Below are 16,948 nucleotides of genomic sequence, written 5' to 3'. Positions count from 1 at the left end.
TCACGCTTTTATTTATACGACTCATGCATTTCTTCTCCCTTAATAAGAATTTTGGTTACTTTTTTACCATCATCATCTGTAAAAGTTTCAATAAAGACATTTTTGTCTTTAAGTGACAGAGGAAATTGAATTCGAATGCTCCTTTCGGCGTTATTGACATATGCCATCGTAGATTCTTTCACAACAGTAAATTGAAAGTAGGAATCTTCGTTTTTACTTCTAATTGATTGTTTTAAATCTTCAATCAATTTATCACGATCTTCTTCTCCAGGCACATAAGACTTCAAAAAGTTGTCAACATCATTATCAAAATCAAATTCTTTCCCACTTGATAATAATTTATCTACTTCCTGTTTAAAATCCAAAGGCTTAATGCCTTCAGCTATTTTATTTTCCACGGCATAGTCCATAAGTGTTTCGTCAATTATTTTAGTCATTTTTTTGTCATTCAGTACCTCTTCTGCTTCTAAAAAGTTGTACATGAAAAATTTAGAAACTCCATCACCGCTTTGCTGCTTATCTAAAACATATAAATGTGATTCTTCACTAAACACATTTTCCCCAAGCTTGACAAAAGCAGTTTTATGTAATTTCTCCTTTACAGTTGGAAGCATACGATATCTCACTTTAAAAGAATATTTCAATGGGTCAAATTCTATCCCCTCATTTGGATCCATTTTTAAAATCCCTAGGTAGATACGCCCATTACTATCATTTTCATAAATCATATAAATCATAGTACCCGAACTTTTACTTGTAGAAGATTTCATATAATCAAACAATCGTGCTGTCATATCTGCAGTTGCCCCTATAAAGCAATCATCGTCTTCAAGTTTTTTGGAAATGTCCAAACAATCCATATATACTGCCGCTTTATCTGTTTGAAATATGCATATTTTTATTTGTTTTGTTGTAAGTGCTTTTTCTATATGTTCGGAAAAAAAACTAATAATTTTTGAATCTTCTTTTTCTATGTCTATAATTCGATCAACCAATGTTGGTTTATCTTGGTTTAAATCCATATAATGTGCAATCATCTTTTTGATTGTTATACCAACCAACTTGAATATCTCCTTTTTATTAATTTATTACAATTGTAACATATTAATATTTTAATAATGTAAAAAATTTGAAAAAACAAGGTGTTTTTCACACCTTGTTAATCATGATTTATATTGAAATTATTTAAATACCCTTAATTACAGACCATATCCCAATAATCTGCGACCGTTTCTTCTTCATCATTCCATAAATGTAATTTTTTCGTTAACATTATGTTATTTTTCACTAAACGTTATAAGTAAGGTATTATTGAATTAATTTCATCATATTCAATAGAATCAGAATCAAGATTGAAAAGTAATCTTTTTTTATCAATATCTATTAATTTACCGTTTTCTATGATTAAACAATTTTTATAATCCCTTAATAAAAAATTTGATGTGTGCCTAGATAAGCCAATATTCTGTAAAGCAATTACTATAGAATCTTGTGTACCAAATTCTAAGAAATTAGACCAGTTAACTCCAGCTTCATTTTCTCCTACCACCTCAGCAAGTAAAGAGTAATAATTATTAAAGTATTTTTCAAAAGTAAACCGTAGTACATGCTCTACATCATCAATTAATGAATTAATTTCATAATTCACATGAAGTTGATTTCCCTTATTAAAAGTCTCAATTATTTTCTTTCCTTTATAATAATACATAATATCTAACTTATTAGTATGTTTGAAATTTAACGTTTGACTAATTAACCAATTTAAACTAAAGCCGTTAATCCAGTTATTCATCAATTGGGCAAAATATCTCATCGATTTGAAATGCTTTAACCTTTTTTCAGATTCTGACCAGTTATATAGAGTATAAAAAAGCTCCAATATTCTCAAGCTACTTTCAAAATTCACTGTATTCGGGAATTTTATTATATCTGGTTGATTTTTATTATTAATCAAATATTCATATACCTTATTCTGTTGCTGAATGTTTATGAATTGATTTGTCTTCAGAACTTCTCCTGGTATTTTATTATTATTTATAATTTGTTGGGCATGGTTTATAATTTCATATTTATTTTCATTTATAAGTTTATCAATGATTGGGCTTTTATAACCATTTTTTAGTTCAAGGGTGTCAATGCATATAATGTTTGCAATGAATTTCAATAACTCTTTTTCATCATGTGATCCCTTTTTTATTTCTTTGTTTTGAAGTGCTTGTTCAATGTCTTTTAGTTTTTTTTCTATTTTAACATTAACACTTGTTTTAAGTTTTATATCCTCTTTATTGTTTAATACATCAATTTTCTTCCAATCTTTTATATTATCACGGATACAAAAGATATTACCTGATAACTCAAAATTCAATCTTCCTGCTCGTCCTGCCAAGTTCCAAAAGTCAATTTTTGATATGTTCTTTAGCCCTTTTTTATTTTTTAGAATAAACACGTTTTTTGCAGGTAAATTAACCCCTTCGAGCAAAGTAGATGTACAAAATAGATGCTTAATTACACCTTGCTTAAATAATTTCTCTATATTATCTCTAACAATCTGAGGCAAACTCCCAAAATGGTATCCAATTCCGTTTTTCAAACAATCGATTAAGTAATAATCATCATGAATAAGTTCTTTAATATTTCTAATTGCTTTGCTAAGTTCTTTCTTATCTTCAGATGTAAATCCTATTTTATTGTTACTAAAATAATCTTTAAAGCTCCTAGCATTCTCTACGGTATCTGCAATTGAATTACAATAAATGATATTCGAATGGTTTCCTGCTAATTTATAAATAACTTCTAGCCCGGAAGACACATTTTTGAATAGTTCAGGAAAGAAAACATACTCTTCGTATTCATTAAATTGCTTCACCTTTTTGTTTACCAAATCAATAAAAAATAAATTTTGTCCTACTGGAGCTTCTTTGGTTCGAAAAGAGTGCCCCTCCTTTATGTTAAACAATTCTAAAAATATCTCTGGATTTGAGACGTTTGGAGAAGCAAAATAAACCTTTACTGACCTAAACTTCTTTAATGTCCTTTCAATGGAGAGATATAAGGTGATGCTACGGTAATCATCCTCAGCAGTAAGCTTGTGTGCCTCGTCCACTAGGAGGTAATGAACTTCTGGATTATCCTTTTCCGATATATATCTTAGTAATCTTTCAGGGGTAAGAATAAATATGTATTTATTATCACCATCATTAGATGTTGTAATTTCAGATAAGGTTGAATTTGTTAAAACTTTATAATTCTTACTATTTAGGATTTCAGCTAAATCTTGTTTTATATCCATAGAAAACTGATTAATTAATGCTCTAGTAGGGACAACTATCACAAAATTGCCGGTTTTATTTGTCTCGATCATTTCATGTATAAACGCCTTCATAATAAAAGATTTACCCATGGATGTAGGACCAGCAAAACTATAAAAATTAGAACCCTTTAATTTTGAAAAAAGATCATATTGCGAATCAGTAAAGTATTTGTTTTCAGCTCCTTTAACTCTCTGCCTCATTTCTTTTAAACCCTTTTCTAAACTTCTTTCGAATGGTAATTCAACTCCAAATTTCAAATAATCTAAAGCAGGAAAATTACCTAATTTGGATAGTACAGCCGTGGAATATGTCTTATAGATAGGGTTATTATCATTATAGGAAGAACTTAATAGGTCCACAATTTTATATGCTAAATTCCTTGCTTCTGATTTATTTGAGTTTGACAAGATATCCGAAAATCGTAAAAGATGAACCAGTTCCTTTTCCGTAATTGTACTTTGGTTCTTGTTTATGAAAATTTCATTTGCTTTGCTTTTGGATAATTTGTTATATAAACTTTTAAAATACTCATCCTGAAAAATGTCTTCAGCTAATCGATCAAAAATCATTGTTTGCCACCTTTAAATTTTTAATCACTCTTTTTCTAGTTTCATCTAAGTTAATAAATGGTATAGTGTAGACATAGAATGTATATCCAAATAAATTATAATCATTTATCTTTTTCTCAATGTAGTTTATTTCTTTTTCTACAGTCTCTTTAATCTGCTGTCTTACTTTTCTTCTAAAATCTGAATTTGGCAATTTAACCATAGTAGGATCTAGTTTTAAGTCAAATCCAACAAAAATACCAAATGCGTTATCTTTATTTAATTCCTCATCAGCTGCACTAGGAATAATAATCCTCTTAAGGAATTTATACATTTCTTCACTAACGCTTTCTCTTTGAAGATGGGTATTTATCAAACCTATTTCATGATTAATATTATTATTTTTTCGAGTAATAAAATCATTTATCGACTTAAATGCTTGATATAATCCCTTTTGATAATCTCCATTTAATTTTGACTCGCCAAAAATTAATTGATAATTTTGTTCATCTATTTTTAGTAAATGTACTCCATCTGAACCTTTAACATAATCATTTGTAGACGTTTTCAATTCCATTTTAGTCATTATTTTTGGAGCTCTTAAATGGGACTCTAGTAAACAAAATAATAAAATTTCACCTAACTCTCCATCATTTGATTCATAATCCCTAAGTTTTTCAACAGCAATTACAAAAATACCATAATTATTCTTAAACTCTTCTAATTCCTTATTTGATAAGCAAAAGGGAACAATACAATGGGTTAAGTTTTTTACAAGTTGATGATATGTAAATTGGTTGTTTTCAATTCTTAATGTAAAAAGGTTTATTTTTGAACTACATCCGGGTACTTCGAAGTCTTTAATTTCATGGTAAAATAGATTTAGAAAGTCTGTACTGATCTTTGTTTCAAGCATTCACTATTTCCCCCTCAATTACCACTTTTATATTCGTGACAATTGTGTGATTAGGTCTCTTATCCTATTTAAGTAATTCTAACATTTAATTCCATAATTTGTGAACCAAAAGTAATAATTCCTTTATATATGTTACTATTAATTGGTTTTAATGGTACGAAAAAAGACAGCAGTTAATTGCTGTCAAACAACTTCCTTATTATTTAATAAATATCTTGTTAAATTTTCGCCCATTAAGCCAGCAATTTGTTCAGGAACCTTTTTATATTTTTGATTGGAATTATTATAATAGGAGAGGTGTTCAATCCTCCAATAACTATGACTCGATAGTTTCTTATATTTAATTTTAAAGGTTACATTTTTCATTGGATTATCCAGTTTTAAAAATGTAAATTCTTTTATTTCTCTACCAAAACAATCAATAATGGCGCTTGTTTGCTGTACTTGGTCGATTACCATATATATTTTGCCTTCTATTTTTATTTCTATCATATGCCTCACACATCCTCATTTTTTATTTAAATTCCTTAAATTTATAAAGCAAAAAAATGAGTTGTGTGGAAAAACCTTAATTTTTCTATATTTATTTATATAGATTCAAATTTCTGGGTTATTAACAAATGTTAACACTATGTTTTGAAGCACTTTAAAATATTCGTAGTGATACAAAGTTAGGAAGTTATTAAAATTAAAAAGCTTTAGGGAACAATAAATTTTTACTTAAATTATTTTATAAAGCCTAAAAATCCATGCAATCCAAATAACTTTCTATGTGCATTAGGTTTTTAAAAGTAAACATTTACCCCCTTTTTTGTGTTAAAAAGTACATATTTGCCCCCCTTTTTGTAGTCCTTTTTACAAGAAAGAATATTCAAAAAAAATAAAAAGGCGACATTTGACAATCACCTTTTTCTTAACCAATGTTGTTAACATTATCAAGTAATTACTCTTACTCAATATTTTCTCCTAATCCAAATAAGGAATTTATTACCTTCCCCCATTCTTGATCGTATTTCTTATTTGGTGATACGTATATTAGTCCGGGATTCATTAAGTAAAACTTTTTATTTCCTGATTCCCACCTTCCTAATATATTTGATTTTACTAATATATCTAAACACGACTCTAATTCCATTTTTTCGTTTGTTTTTAACTTTTTCACCTTATTTCCTCTATATAAATTCCACATTTCATATTGTTTTAAAAATTTAAATTTACGTTTTCGAAAAGGGTTTTGTAAAATCTCTGTAACGTATTCACCTTCTCGTACTAAATCCGGATCGTCATGATTGTGTAAAAGAAAAAATGTTTTATAATGGGTTTTTGTTAATAACGCTGCAAACAACGCAAGTGGATACAAAGAAGAAAATCGCTTAACTTTTCTGGTTGATTCTCTATATAGAGCCTTTTCGGTTTCCTCTAATACAATACTAATTATTGATTCCAATTTTCTTAGAAATATCTTTTTAGTAAATTCGTTTTGATTTTTCCCTCTAAATACCATCTTATGTTTAAATCTATAATATTTGATATTGCCTTTCTTTTTTATAGCAGAGACTTCTTCCCAAATGCCGTCTTTAATGAATTGTTTAATATATTTTATCCCTGTAACTTTGCTCACTTTCCACAAATTAATTAAATCGTTTTGTTCAAGCGGTTTTTTCCCTTTCTTAATTACATCTGAATTACTAGTAACATCAGCTGTATAATTCATGTAGGGGATTGTTTGTACCAAACAAGAGAGCATTGCAGGGCTATAATTACCAATAATATCCATTTCAAACCCTTTGGAAACTTGTGCAAACGGTTCCTTCCTTTTTCCCTGTGTACGATAATTTTCAATTTCTTGTTCTAACTTTTTTTTCTTTTCGTATTCTTCTTTTGCCGCTAAAGGAATTACATTAACAATAGTATCCTTTTTCGGTATAATAGCCTTAATTATTTCTCCGGTTTTTGGATCAATAACCTGTTCTAAATATTTTTTTGTATATTTATTATATTTATTCTGGTCCTCCCTCCATTTTAATATTTCTCTTTCCCTAAATTTTCTATCTATTCTATGATTAGACATAACTGTACCTCCTTTAATTTTTTAAAATAATGGATGCTCATAAAATAACTCTTTTGAACATGCCTTATTTTTAAAATTAATTTATTTTTGTAATAATCATCTAAATAAGAGATACAATAATTTATTAAAATTTTTTTTGAAAAGAAAGAGATTAAATGAATGTAAATTTAACCAATATAATTTCCTAAAGGGTTTAAACATTATTGTTATCAATCAATATAATTGGTACCAATACATGAAAATTTTGTAAATTCAATTACATCCCTTATCGTCAGTAGTTGAAAATACTTTCAAAAAATATGATGCATAAAAAAAACTTACGCGGCATAACTAACACAATTGGTTAGTTGTGCCGTTTCCATTTGCTTTCAATAATGTTTAAATATGCATCTGGGTCCTGTTTAAACCGTCTCTGTTTTGTGTGCTCATATATTCTACTATCCCATTTTTTGGATTCCTTTTTATAAGCAGAATAGGTGGCACTCTTAATCTTTTGCAGTCCATCCTGCTCATTTTTAACATTTTCAACGAATACGATATTTTCGCCATGACGAACAATGTAACGATTCCAAGTTCGGCTACCTGTAATCCTACGATGCCTTACCTTTGTTCTTCTAAAGAAAAGTTCAAGATCATTATTTGTCCTTGGCAAGAGTGGGAAATCATAAAATGTAAAGAGACCTTTCCAAAATCCTTTACTATATCTCATCAGATTGTCCACAAAGGCTAAATCATCTTCACGGTTTAGTTCTTTTTCTATTTGGATCAAATATCTTCTCAACCTAGATTCAACCCAAGAACTTGATTTATTTTCAGAAGGTTCCATGATTGTGGCAATCCGTTTAAAACGTCGGTCCCATCGTTTTATGAGCTGATAATCCGTTTTATAGTTATCAACATTACTGACTATTCTGAACAACTTTTTAAGTAGAGGAGTCCCCTTTTTTATCCAGGCATTTTTCAATCGAGTCCTTGATTGATTTTGTTCGCTCAAAAACTCGGGTACCTGGCAATTCAAACGGTGGCTTTCCATCTTCCAAAAGGACGGATCGAATCGCTGCGACATAATCACTCGCGATTTCTTCTTCCAATCCTGAAGGTGATTCTTCTATTTTTCTTTCGATTTCTCGGATTCCCCTTAACTTCTTTTTGATGTTTGTCTTTAACTTTCGGTCCTTTTCTACCAATGGTTTCGCGATATCTTTGAAGTAATGGAACTGACAATATTGATAAGGAATGTCAGGTGCTATTTTCTCAATTGCTAAACGGATCGACTGTTGGCCATCACTGATAAAACCTATGATAGGGTATCCCCAATCAAGGATTGGTTGAATGATTCCAATCAATTCTTGAGAGGCGCTGCTCTTTAAATTGTGTGCTGCCAAAATGGTGCCACTTAAGACCTCTCGTATGACATACAATGTTTCATTTCCTTTTTCAGGTTGAACACCATCAATGGATAAGATAAGACCACCGTTTTGTTCAACCACTTCGTTCAGAGTATCTTTCATATTATCCTGAATTGCTGATCTAAGAAGTAAGGCGTATCGTTCGTACAGTTTTTGAACTTGCCTTTCAGATATTTTCACCTGCTTCTCAGACAGGATAGTGGCGATTTCCGAACGGGTTTTATGTTCTTTGAAGCGCAAGTGTCCAATGTGTGCAATGACATCCATGCCATAGGTGATGTGTTTCATACTAAGCCGTTCTGCTTCTGCAGAACGGTAAACAGTATTGTTTTCACAAGCGTTATTTTCACAGCGATAACCCAGATTGATAACTTTAAATTCCCCTTTTAGAGTAGAGATGGTTTTTCGCCAAACAGGATGACAATAAGTTAATTTCGTGCCGCAGTTAGGGCAATTTATAATTTCAGGACTATAATAGATAGACTCGATTGGATTTAACCGGTTTTTAGTACGCATAAATAAACACCAACCTATATAATTTATAAATCTATTATAACTCATTATCACTGTTGGTGTTGTTTATTCCGTGTAAGAAAAAAAACGGTAACCCACTTCGGTTCCGGTTCTTGCTCTAAACTTCAAATTTCACATTTTATAGCCAACTACTTTTCTATTTTTGCTTTATTGCTTAATTCCTCTTCATATTCCTTTGCAATTTTATAAAATGTATTTTTCTTCAAATCCAACAAACGGGAAAAATAAACAGCTGTAATTTCTTTATTAATCCACCTTGGATATTGTTCCTTCAATATTTTCCGTTGTTCTTTTGAAATTGTTTTCAGATTTATGCTTGGTCTTCCAAATTTCACCTTCCCTGCGGCTTTAGCTGCACTGATTCCCTCTTTTTGCCTACGGAGAAGCTTTTCTCTTTCTGTGGATGCTACATAAGAAAGAAGACTCAAAAATTGGTCTTCCATGAGTTTTCCCATGTCTCCCATTTGTTTGAATTTTCTGGAATCAAATAAAGATTCGTTTTCCAGGACAACAATATCAACACCTAATTCTCTGGTGAAATACTTCCATTCTTGAATAATAAGGTCGTAGTTTCTTCCTAATCGGTCAAGCGCATCCAAATAAATCAAATCTCCCTTACGTGCCACTTCTCTCATCGCTTGATATCTAACCCGATTGAAATCTTTCCCACTTGCTTTATCAATAAAGATGAATCTTTCTTCCACACCTAACTCACTAGCTTTTATGAGTTGACGTTCAATATTTTGCTCTTTTCCAGAGACCCTTATATAAAAAAGTTTTTCTCCCACTAGAATTCCTCCAAAAAGTGTTTACTATATCTAATAATTTCAATTTTTGTTTATTAAAACCTCTTTTTAAATACAAACGTTTATTTTTATCTTTGGATGTATTTTGCAAACACTTTTTGAGGCAAATGGGATTGTATACCTTTTTAAACAAAATATACCCCGTTACAAACGTTAACAATGTTAACATTTCCTACAAACCTCTTGGTGGAAAAAATTTCATAATACTTTTTTAATTTTATAAAAGGTTTTAAAAAAAAAATTAAACATGAATAATTAACCCCAGCAAATGGGTTTGCTATTTGTTTATATAATAATTAAATATCACTGGCAGAGTGCCTTATTAAATATTGAAAGGCAATATTTAATAGAAGAAGGACGTTACAAATTACTGAGAGTTTCCCGTCTCCCTCCAGCCCGTCTAACCAACGGTGAATCGCCCGTGGATTTTATATCCGGTTCTATTAGAACTATAGGGGCATTTCCTTTTCCAGAGCTATTAAGATATTAATAATTATCTTAATATGCATATCCCGTACCAGTCGCAAAAGCGAGGTAAAAGTAGTGTGCATCCGTGGTGGATCAATCTGTAAAGCTGGACCTGGAAGATTTATTTTTCTTAAGAAAAATAGCACTATAGGGCGAATGACATACATTGGCTCCAAACCAAATGTGAATATTGCCTTTTTACTCTTTTTTAAAAGGGTAAAAAAGCTTCATTTCCTCCATTTCACCCCCCAAATGCAATGGGGTTGCTATCTAGTTAATGATTAATATATTAGAAGCATTCTCTATTAAACAACTTCCCTTAAACCCTGTCACCCTTTTTAATCTTGAATCTCCTCTATTTCTATGAATAATCAAATTTAACTGATTCCTGCTTTTACAAAGAATAAATAAAAACTCATATTAAAATATCATATTGATTTCTACTAACGAACAGACCTCAAAGTATACATAATATTTTATATAATATTTATATCTACCATGCACCAAAATAGATGGCTTTCAAAATTGTAATTAATATATTTGTAAGCTTTTAATAAATGTGTCCTTTTGAAAATAAAAGATGTAAGAGTAATTTGGATGTTCTTTCACGAAATCAAGAAAAGCTACATGAGGATAAGGTACTGAATTTTTTGAGGGAATATAAGCCATAACTATTACTTTAAACCAATTTTTCAAGATGAAAGTATTACTGAAAATGTTATATCATAACTAAAACTATTTTCCGTAATTTCTATAGTAACTATTTTGATCAGATCGATTATGGCTTAATATTTGAGCCACATATGCGTTTTGCAGGAAGTCACGTCTACGTTTCATTAATTTTTCAAATGTAAATTTATGTTCATAAACTGGGTGACCGTCAGAACCTGTTACAGTTACTAAATTAGGATATCTAGTTCCATCTGATTTAAATTTCCAACCTTTAAACTCCTTTTTTATCACAAGTGGATTATGTGGTTTATATAAATCTCCATTTTTATCAGGCACTTCTATATTTACCAGTCTCATAATTGATTGGCAGAGTTCTCTTTTTGACATGTTTGGTGTTACTTCTTTTTCATAAAATTCTAGTGTTGAGGACCTGAATGCATGGAATCCTTTGAAGTCGATACCTGCTTTTTTACATGCAGCCCTCACCGTCTTTTCAAGCTCGTATCTACTCAATCTAGATCCCCAAATTTCATCGCTTTCCTTAAAAACACCGGTAGACCAAATTTTTTGTAGATTATTTCGTAGACCAATATCTCGCATCTCTGCTAACTGAGGTCTTCCGTTTTTCATCATGTCTTTTCGACTCCAATTAGCTATTTCGGGAATTTTTCCATTTTCCAGAACATCTTGCCAACGGCTTTTCATAAATGTTTCAAATCTCGAGCTAGTATATGTAAAGTATTGTATAGCTGTCTGAGCATAAGGATCATACTTTAATTCATCAATAAGCTTTCTTGCTTGTTCTAAAGTATATCCATATTCCCCATCGGTTTTACCCTTAGATCTAGTCCTTTGCTCTTTTGTTAGTGTAGGAGCTATCTTATAATGTTCCTCCCTAATTAACCTTCTATGGCTTTTTACTCCTATCTTAACTGTGGATTCAGCCATCTTAGCAATACATGTCCTATATTGATCCACAGTTTTTGCACTACAACCGTTATCAAGCTTTGTTTGTAAAAATTCAGTCACATGATAATGTTTAATATCTTTTACGTTCTGAACTTCTTTTGTTTTGCTATTAGCACTATTTCTATTTTCCTCATCTTTGATTATGATGAATTTAATCAGCTGCCTAGCAGTAGCTTTTACAGCATCAAATCTGCTATCGCTCCATATTCCATCTGCATGGTTATTCGTTTTTCCTTTTTGCCCTTTGACCTTTTCAGTAACACCAGGAGGTCGCTTAGAAATGTCTGTCATATCATTATTAATAATTGCTTTATTAATATTTTCGATCATACGAAAATATTTTTTCCTCATCCTTGCATTCCAGCCATTTTCATTACTTATCCCGAGCTTTTTCCAACTTTGTTTGTCCGATTTTTGATATGTTTTTTTCTCCCTCTTATTTACAGAACTTAGTAATTTATCTAACTCTTTATCCATGTGATTCACCTCCTCGCATATTTTTTTCTAAATTATAATTATATTTGGTGAAAATTCAATTTATTTATCGATTCTTTATATTCAAATTTCAATAGTAACAAAGCGGTTAGATTGAAGGGACTTGACTAACATGATCAATAAAATTCTTGAAAGTAAATTAAAATTATTTTTGTTTATAATAGTCACCTTTTCTTGTATTATTTACCACTGTTCAAATTAAATAACTATTTAAAGTGTATATAAAGAAGCTAAAAAGTTATATTCCAAAATGACTATCTCATAGGAGATTTTAGTGTAATATAATTTGAAAACAATTAATCCAACTAATAAATAAAGAAAAAGCCCTAAATGAAATGTACTTTACCGTTAGGTGAAGTTTTTACATTTAAGGCTTTTTCTTTAATCGGAAAAATTCTTCGCTAAGAGTGAAAAGTACCTTAGCATTTGAACTTTGCATTTTCCTCAATCTACCCCTATTTTTAAACGTTATTTAGTTTATCAATTAGTTGCGTGATGGATGGAGAAAACCACGAATAATTTTTTATATTTGTTATGTCCTTACCTTCAAGGATATCTCTGGCATATACATTTGGGTGCATATCTCCACCAGATAGAAGATGTATCTGTTCCTTTGGATTTGGAAGGTAATTTCCAATAACCTTAAAGTATTTATCAAGATATTCTTTTAATAAATATCGATTTTCTGACTTCAGAATATCCTTATTTGAAATATTGTGATTTAGCATTTTCCTTATATGCTGGTTATCTATACCATTTGCCCATGAAATGACGAGAAAATAAACCTTTGAATCGGGAATACCAAGTTTCATTGCTTCCGATAAAATGTCAGCTATTCCGTTTCTTTCCGTTATCCATCTTTCTCCCCTGTACCCATAGCCAAGGTCTGTATAAATGCGTAATAACGCTTTTGCCTTACCATCCTTTTTTATGGCAAGAACACCTCCTTTATGAATGCTAATTTCACAATTACTTACATGTTCTAAAAGGAAGTTAATTTGTGAATTTACTAGCTGTTCAGCCACAATAACACTTGATTTTCTTTGTAAATCATTTTCTTTAACCCGGATCGCTTCATGAAAATAGACTTTTGTTATTTCTTTAAAGAATGCTTCTTCTAAAGATGTCGAAGGACTATCTAATTCTTCAATAGGACTAATTTCTGTTTGGGGTACTTCTACTTTTTTGTTTTGATTAACCATTGAACTGTTCATTACCGTTAGGTTTTTCACGAGAATGTCAAGAGAATCTGCTACTCTTTTCACCTGAACTACTAATTCTTTAATATCGCTCATTTTTCGTCCCCCTTAAATTAACCTAGTTAATAAACATTAACCTGTGTAAATATAGTTATAATGGAATTTTCAGGTAATGTCAATGGTTAATTATAATTCACCTGGATTAACTTACATTAACATAAGACAATTTAACATGAATTAGAGGGGTGTTTAACTTTATAAGATGCAAACCAAATGCGCTGGTGACGTTCTGCCGTCCCCAGACCCCTCCCAGTGGTTTAGCTTAGAAACAATCAGAACCTTCCCAGGTTCCGAACCTCCAGGGCTTGAAACGTTTCGCCGTTTCAAGACATTCACGAAGGGGACTAAGTTCTTGCAAGATTGAAAAATTCTAAGGAATTTTTCTCCTTGCAATCACTAAGTACCTCTCAACATCAATTCACTTTGTCGTTTCACTTCTTTGTGAATGGATGTTGAGAGGTAACGCAAAGTATAATTTCCACATCGGAAAATTAGTTCGAACATACGTGGTTCCTAGCATTCTTATTTTTTTGCCATCCACTTCAGCTGACAAAACCCTTCGGTTATTTTGTCAGCAAAGCGCCTGTCAAAAAAATACTGCACAAAAATTGTGCATGAAAAAGGACATGTTTTTTTACATGTTTTTTTCAATAATCCCCCATTATCACTTCTAAAAAGCGATTGTGCAGGAATGCACGAAAGGCGTCAGAGATTATCTGCGCATGTGATTGAGAAATTAATTGAAATAATAATTTTCCATTTTGATAAATTACTTTTTTATTCTTTCGTTTTAAATTATCTGAGCTTGGGGCTGTTTTAGCTGTGGGCTCCTACGTTCTGGTAGTTGATAATGAAAAACTACAAAACCCCTCCTATTTTTTTTTGTTAAATTTGGATTTCAACAAACATTCATTGGGATTGAATAAATTTTAATTAATTTTGAAACGGAAGGTTTTTATTCTGAATTGGGATTTCAGAAATTCTCTCACTGGTTGAGAGATAAAAAGTACAATTGTACTGAAATAGGATTTCAGTCCGATTTGTTTAATGTGTATAAACACACGACTTCTTTAATAACCCTGAGCAATTTTTATGATCACCTTATAGGTAGCCACATGGGACTTACTTTCTTAGTTACTGCCTAGGGCTACAAAATGGTCGTGCTTCTTATATCCATTGGGATTGGATAAAGTTCCGTTTTTTGTACGAAACGTATTTTTTTATACACTTTAATTTTAATATAGGGACTAACAAATTGTGGAAAAAATATATTTTTATAGTAAAATGTGTCAAATTGAGGGGGTGTTTTTTTGAATTATAAAAAAATAGATGAGCTTATTTCTGAGTCATTAAAATATACAGACCTTGAAATACGTCAAAGCGAACTTGGTTTGGTGTATCGCCCAAACCATGAAGAAAGTGATAAAAATGGCTATTTAAGAATTAAAAATATAGAAGATTATCCTGAATTTAATAGAGAGATTGTTTCTCCTAAAGTAGGTGTTGGTCATATTGACCCACTCACAGGAGATAGATTGCGCCATGTTGAATTTTTGCAATATGATGAAGAAGAAATCTTCGGTAAAAAAATGCCCGAAAATGGTTATAAATATTCCAAGATCATAGTTGAACCTCAACCAATGGGATTAAACAACATCACACACGAATTCGGTGTTAAAGGGAAAAGTACAGATTTTAGATTTACTAGACCAATAATTCCACAAAGAGACCAATACATATTTATGTATTTGTTCGATGAAAACGATCAAGAAGGTGGTTATTATGTTCGAATAAATCCAAAGGCAAAAAACAATACAGTTATGAAAGAGTTGGCACAACTTTATAATAAACGACTTGAAAAAAGCCTACATGTTAAAGTCACTCTCAATGGATTTTTAAAAAACTTTCGATTAAAAATATTACCATCTTATTGGATAGAAAAAAGTAAGATTGGTACTATTATATCTTATAGTTTTCACCCAAGTATTGATTTTAAAATTAATGGAGCATCAAGTCTTAGTGATATAGAAAAATTTTTATTGAGAACAAAAGACTTTTTAATAGATTGTATTCGTTACATTCAATCCATGCTGATTATTAGAAAGATTTCGTTGAATGAATATGAAATCATTCTTAATGAATTAAAAAACACCCAAGAAATTTTTAGTGAAGCTGAAAAAACATTGCATAATTCAATTTCAAATTACGGAAGAGATGCTTCATTTAATATAAATGAACATGATTGGTTTATTGATACAAATGATGATATTCATGAAAAGGTTTCATTATATCAAATGAAAAAGCCTCCTGGACCGATCCAAACTTTAAAGAATAAGTTATCCAGAATGCTGACTCCACGGCAGGAGCAATTTTCTGATATAAAGAATTCCAATTTTGATGACGGTTTCCTATTTATCGATACAGAAAACAAAACAAAAGTCCGTAATATTGGGGAAATTATCCGATCCCAATATTTATATTCAGGAATTGGGAAACAAGAGATTGAAATAGATATAGATAATTATATTTTCGACAAAGCAAAAGAGAAAAGAGATCAATAAATTCCAGGGAGTTAAAGGAAAATTAATGTATTTATTATTAATTTACATCATCTAAAAGAAGTATTTATTTATTTACAGAGCCGTTTTAAAAGTTGTGAATGAAACTTTTAGTCGGCTTTTTTCTTCAAATTTTATTATTTTAGTCATCTAACCAATCTTTCGTTATCCTATCGTTTTCGTCGGGTAATTGAACACCCAATTCCTCAAGAAAATTATTTAAATCATCGTTAGCTTCGTGTAAAGAGCCGCGATCGTGAAAATGGACAGCTGCATGGATATTATATTTAATTCGTTTTAATTTTTTAATGATAGTTTCATTCTCCATTTTCGTCCTCCTTCAATTTATCGATTAATTCCCACAGCATATTTTCTGTATGTTCCAAGTACCCTTTGATTTTGTATTGTTTGTAGCAAAGAAGGTGAACCTGAATCGCTTCGAGTTTCTTAAATATTTCTTCTTTGTCCATTTTCCTCCCCCTTGAATAATCTCTTGTAGTTACGAATAAGATAATCCCTTATGTATTCTTCTTTTATCTCAGGTGTTTTCCCGATTAAAGACTCTGCTTCTTCACTGTTCGCCTCCTTCAAAATGAAAGGTAGCATTGTCGTTTTAAAAAATTCCGTATTCATTAAATCATCAACTAGATTTTTGATTAATTTTTCGTTCATTTACCGTTCTCCTTCGCTAAATATTCCTTCAATATCTCAACAGCTCTCTTACTACCGAAGGCTATGTCAGCAAATTCAATTAATTTCTTCATTTGTCCTTCAAAATCTTCTTTCATTTCGTACTTTAAAAGCATTTCGCAGTATATGCGTATTTCGCGAACATTTTCCAACCAGTGTTCGTAATCATCTTCAAGGCGTTTTATTACGACTTCCAGCATGATTTTCTCTCTTCCATTTTCGGTCATCATTTACCTCTGAAA

At 30.8% G+C, this 16,948-nt stretch carries 15 protein-coding genes; 1 reads left to right on the top strand and 14 read right to left on the bottom strand.

The genetic code is table 11. The annotated features are described in order from the left end of the window. Positions 1-8: 8 nt before the first annotated feature. The 10 genes from LG336_RS05800 to LG336_RS05755 all read right to left on the bottom strand — a co-directional run bounded on the left by LG336_RS05800 (position 9) and on the right by LG336_RS05755 (position 13,494). Positions 9-1,061 carry a nucleoid-associated protein gene (locus LG336_RS05800; protein WP_404331616.1) on the bottom strand — a complete coding sequence of 351 codons (1,053 nt, stop codon included), beginning with the start codon at positions 1,059-1,061 and terminating at the stop codon, positions 9-11. A gap of 233 nt (positions 1,062-1,294) precedes the next feature. Continuing rightward, positions 1,295-3,880 carry a DEAD/DEAH box helicase gene (locus LG336_RS05795; RefSeq protein ID WP_404331615.1) on the bottom strand — a complete coding sequence of 862 codons (2,586 nt, stop codon included), beginning with the start codon at positions 3,878-3,880 and terminating at the stop codon, positions 1,295-1,297. After that, positions 3,870-4,775 (bottom strand): DUF1837 domain-containing protein, encoded by a 906-nt coding sequence (locus tag LG336_RS05790; protein ID WP_404331614.1) that lies wholly within the window; start codon positions 4,773-4,775, stop codon positions 3,870-3,872. Before LG336_RS05790 ends, LG336_RS05795 begins: the two co-directional genes overlap by 11 nt. Before the next feature lie 183 nt (positions 4,776-4,958). Then, positions 4,959-5,267: a hypothetical protein gene (locus LG336_RS05785; protein WP_404331613.1), complete on the bottom strand. Its 309-nt coding sequence runs from the start codon at positions 5,265-5,267 to the stop codon at positions 4,959-4,961. 457 nt (positions 5,268-5,724) lie between these two features. Then, on the bottom strand, positions 5,725-6,846 hold the full coding sequence (locus LG336_RS05780) for a hypothetical protein (RefSeq protein ID WP_404331612.1): 1,122 nt from the start codon (positions 6,844-6,846) through the stop codon (positions 5,725-5,727). 343 nt (positions 6,847-7,189) lie between these two features. Further along, positions 7,190-7,615 carry a hypothetical protein gene (locus LG336_RS05775; RefSeq protein WP_404331454.1) on the bottom strand — a complete coding sequence of 142 codons (426 nt, stop codon included), beginning with the start codon at positions 7,613-7,615 and terminating at the stop codon, positions 7,190-7,192. Positions 7,616-7,769: 154 nt separating this feature from the next. Beyond that, the gene (locus tag LG336_RS05770) at positions 7,770-8,771 is read right to left on the bottom strand and encodes a transposase (RefSeq protein WP_404331453.1); all 1,002 of its coding nucleotides are present in this window, start codon (positions 8,769-8,771) and stop codon (positions 7,770-7,772) included. A 146-nt stretch (positions 8,772-8,917) separates the two neighbouring features. Next, positions 8,918-9,577 (bottom strand): recombinase family protein, encoded by a 660-nt coding sequence (locus LG336_RS05765; RefSeq protein ID WP_404331611.1) that lies wholly within the window; start codon positions 9,575-9,577, stop codon positions 8,918-8,920. A gap of 1,221 nt (positions 9,578-10,798) precedes the next feature. After that, positions 10,799-12,181 carry a hypothetical protein gene (locus LG336_RS05760; protein WP_404331610.1) on the bottom strand — a complete coding sequence of 461 codons (1,383 nt, stop codon included), beginning with the start codon at positions 12,179-12,181 and terminating at the stop codon, positions 10,799-10,801. Between the two features lie 479 nt (positions 12,182-12,660). Further along, positions 12,661-13,494 (bottom strand): hypothetical protein, encoded by an 834-nt coding sequence (locus tag LG336_RS05755; RefSeq protein WP_404331609.1) that lies wholly within the window; start codon positions 13,492-13,494, stop codon positions 12,661-12,663. A 1,274-nt stretch (positions 13,495-14,768) separates the two neighbouring features. Between LG336_RS05755 and LG336_RS05750 the strand changes: the two genes are divergently transcribed. Further along, on the top strand, positions 14,769-16,019 hold the full coding sequence (locus LG336_RS05750; protein ID WP_404331608.1) for a hypothetical protein: 1,251 nt from the start codon (positions 14,769-14,771) through the stop codon (positions 16,017-16,019). A 139-nt stretch (positions 16,020-16,158) separates the two neighbouring features. Here the strand turns inward: LG336_RS05750 and LG336_RS05745 are convergent, their stop codons facing one another. From LG336_RS05745 to LG336_RS05730, 4 genes are read right to left on the bottom strand one after another with little or no spacing between them, the layout of a single operon-like run. Beyond that, entirely contained in the window at positions 16,159-16,344 is a 186-nt protein-coding gene (locus tag LG336_RS05745; RefSeq protein ID WP_404331607.1) for a hypothetical protein, read from the bottom strand. After that, on the bottom strand, positions 16,334-16,486 hold the full coding sequence (locus tag LG336_RS05740) for a hypothetical protein (protein WP_404331606.1): 153 nt from the start codon (positions 16,484-16,486) through the stop codon (positions 16,334-16,336). Before LG336_RS05740 ends, LG336_RS05745 begins: the two co-directional genes overlap by 11 nt. Continuing rightward, positions 16,464-16,688 carry a hypothetical protein gene (locus tag LG336_RS05735; protein ID WP_404331605.1) on the bottom strand — a complete coding sequence of 75 codons (225 nt, stop codon included), beginning with the start codon at positions 16,686-16,688 and terminating at the stop codon, positions 16,464-16,466. The genes LG336_RS05740 and LG336_RS05735 overlap by 23 nt, the downstream gene beginning before the upstream one ends. Next, the gene (locus LG336_RS05730) at positions 16,685-16,906 is read right to left on the bottom strand and encodes a hypothetical protein (protein ID WP_404331604.1); all 222 of its coding nucleotides are present in this window, start codon (positions 16,904-16,906) and stop codon (positions 16,685-16,687) included. The genes LG336_RS05735 and LG336_RS05730 overlap by 4 nt, the downstream gene beginning before the upstream one ends. Positions 16,907-16,948 lie beyond the last annotated feature (42 nt).

It is taken from the genome of Mesobacillus maritimus, from assembly GCF_044803185.1.
In the GTDB taxonomy this organism is placed as follows: domain Bacteria; phylum Bacillota; class Bacilli; order Bacillales; family Cytobacillaceae; genus Mesobacillus_B; species Mesobacillus_B maritimus_B.
Note: the sequence above shows the minus strand (reverse complement) of the source record. Positions and strands in the feature narration are given on the sequence as shown.